The sequence below is a fragment of the Streptomyces lycii genome (assembly GCF_009735685.1).
Taxonomy (GTDB): domain Bacteria; phylum Actinomycetota; class Actinomycetes; order Streptomycetales; family Streptomycetaceae; genus Streptomyces; species Streptomyces lycii.
In genome coordinates this window covers 2,502-5,177 of record NZ_WHPN01000346.1, presented here as the reverse complement: position 1 = coordinate 5,177, position 2,676 = coordinate 2,502, and the positions used below count along the sequence as shown (strand labels likewise).

2 protein-coding genes and 1 pseudogene are annotated in these 2,676 nt (G+C 76.9%); all 3 read right to left on the bottom strand.

The annotated features are described in order from the left end of the window. Nucleotides 1-160: 160 nt before the first annotated feature. A complete protein-coding gene (locus tag GCU69_RS22340; RefSeq protein WP_156206998.1) occupies nt 161-910 on the bottom strand; it encodes a coiled-coil domain-containing protein in 750 nt (249 codons plus the stop codon). Nucleotides 911-1,409: 499 nt separating this feature from the next. After that, nucleotides 1,410-1,697: a hypothetical protein gene (locus GCU69_RS22335; RefSeq protein ID WP_098753011.1), complete on the bottom strand. Its 288-nt coding sequence runs from the start codon at nt 1,695-1,697 to the stop codon at nt 1,410-1,412. Between the two features lie 134 nt (nt 1,698-1,831). Beyond that, a pseudogene (locus tag GCU69_RS22330) lies at nt 1,832-2,587 on the bottom strand (TetR/AcrR family transcriptional regulator); the annotation flags it as partial. Nucleotides 2,588-2,676: the final 89 nt, after the last annotated feature.

Sequence of the window (2,676 nt, the reverse complement as noted above, 5' to 3'; positions counted from 1 at the left end):
GTCGGCACGGCGGGCTCCGCGCCGTGTGTCTCCGCGTCGGTGCACCGGCTGGCCCCGGACGGGCGGGCCGGTGCTCACGCGGAAGAGGTGGGGAGGGCCCGTGCTCAACCGGCAGGCGCGGAGGACCCGTGCTCAACCGGCAGGCGGGGAGAACCGGCGCTCATCCGGCAGGCGGGGAGAATCCGTCCGGTGTCCCGGTGCCCGCGCCCGGAGTTCGGTAGGCACCCCCCACCCCGAGGGCGTCGAGCTGGTACGGCGACAGCGACGCCAGCATCTGCTGTACGGCCTCGAAGCGCTGCCCCACCAGGTCCCGCTGCCGCTTGTGCCGGTCCGCCAGTTTCTGCTGCTCGGCCATGGCCTTGCGGGCCTTCCCCGACAGCTCGTCCAGCCGGGCCTCGTCGCCGCTCAGCCGCAGCACGGCGGATGCCCGCACCGCGCCCATCCGGCGCATCAGATGCCGCTGGTCGAGGGCCAGTTGCGGATCGTCGCTGAGCACGGCCCGCATGAACGGGGAGAGTCCGCCGGAGCCCGACCGGTACTGCTCCCGGGCGAGCCGGCCGGCGGCGTTCCGGCTCTCGGTGAGCCGTGACCGGGCCCGGGCGAGCTCGCCGCGGAGCTGCCGGGCCTCGGTCTTCCGCTTCTTCAGTTCCCGGCCGGTCACACGGTACGAGGCGGAGGCCGCCCGGGCCTGCCGGTACAGCGTGCGGAAGGAGGCCAGCAGCTCGCCGACCGGCCGGTCCGCGGCGGCACCGGGAAGGGCGGCGGCCCCGTAACCGGTGCCCGCCCGGCCTCCCGCCCCGGTCCCCGTATCCGCTCCGATTCCCGTATCCGCTCCTGCTCCCGTGTCCGTCCCGGTTCCGGTCTCCGCCCCGGCCTCGGTCCCCGTCCCGGCCCCGGTCACGGTCCCCACTCCGGATTCCGTCCCGCTCTCCGTGCTCGCTCCGGATCGCGTTCCGGTTTCTGTCCCGCTTCCCGTGCCCGTTCCCGCCTCTGTGCCCGTCCCCGTCTCCGTGCCCGTTCCCGGTGGTACGGGGCCCGCCGCGCAGGGAGAGCCGGGCAGTACCGCCAGCACCACCGCGGCCGCGCACAGGGTCGTGGCCCGTGCGGGACGCCCCGGCCGCCCGCGCCGGGCGACCCGTCCCCGGCGGTCACCGTTTCCCCGGCATCCCTCGCACCCCCGGCATCCCTCGCACCCCCGGCACTCCTCGCACCCCCGGCACCCCTCACACCCCCGATGTCCCCGCACCGACATGCGATCACCTCCGGCTCGGACGACGCTCCGTGGCGATCGTCGGCAGGGTCCGGGGGCGCCGCAACGCGAGCGGGCGTATCCGGGGGAGCGGGTCACCCGAAGGGCGCGTGTCGCCGGTGCCCGGCGCGCGGCGGCGCGGGGAGGGCACCGGCGCGTGTTACGGGCGCGCGGAACGACCGGCCGGCTTCGACCACGGCCACCGCGGCCCGGAGGCCCGCCGCCCGTCCGGGTCGTACACGTACATCCAGCCCCGAGGCAGCCCGAGCCGCCGGGTGTGGCCGCGGCTCTCGCGCCGGTAGACGTGCACGACCGGTTCCCCGCCGCCCTCCGGGGCGGGCACGGGCACCTCGTACACCTTCGGGGGGTGGCCCGTCACGCCGGTCAGCACGGGCAGCACCCGGCCGTCCAGCGGCCCGCCCACGAAGGGTGTCTCCTCAGCTCTCACGGTCCCAGTGTGACGGCGGGCGCCGGCCCGGCCCCACCCGGGCCGCTTCCGGCTCCGGCCGGGCCGCCTCCGGCTCCGGCCGTGTCCCGGTCCGCGGAGCCCGCAGCGTCCCCGGGGCCGTCCGTGCCGCCGGCCAGCAGATGTCCCGCTTCGGCGATCACCGGCAGCACCCGCCGGGCGAGCCGTCCCACGGAGCCGTCCGGCCGTTCCCGGGACAGCGCGGCGCGGGCCACCCGGGCGGTCTGCGGATCACCGGCGGCGGTGGCGGTGAGCAGGGCGACGAAGTGGTCCACCAGCCAGTCGCGCAGTTCCCCGGCCGGCGGCTGCTTCTCCTCGTCCAGCCAGATCAGCGAGGCCGCCTCGACGGCCGCGATCCAGGTCCGCACGGCCATCCCGAGCCGCAGCCCGGGGTCCGGCACGTCCAGGTGTACGAGGATCTGCTCGGCGGCGGCCCGCCGGACGCCGTCCACGATGGCGGAGGTCTGCGAGGTGTCGGCGACGCTGCCGCCGCGCAGCAGGGCGCTGAAACCGGCGTCGTGTTCGTCGACGAAGCCCAGGTAGCGGTCCAGCGCCCGGGTGAGGCGGCGGGTCAGCGGGCCGGTCTGCGGCTCGGCGAAGCACAGCTCCAGCTCGTCGGCCGCGCTGCGCAGCGCGGCCTCGTACAACTGCTGCTTGCCGCCGGGGAAGTACCGGTAGACCAGGGGGCGCGAGACCTCGGCGGCGTGCGCGACGTCGTCGAGCGACACGTCCTCGGGCGCCCGGTGGGCGAACAGCCCGAGCGCCGCCTCGAGCAGCTGGCGGCGCCGCTGCTCGACGGTCAGCCTGCGGTACGCGGCACCCGGGGTGCCGCGTGTGTGCCGTGCTGCCGGGGCGGTTCCGCTGCCGTCCATGCCCCGAGCGTATCCGGCGTCCGGCGGGGGAGAGGGCCGGTGCGGCAACCGGCCGGGCGGAGGGGCCGGAACCGGCCCGGTCGCGCGGG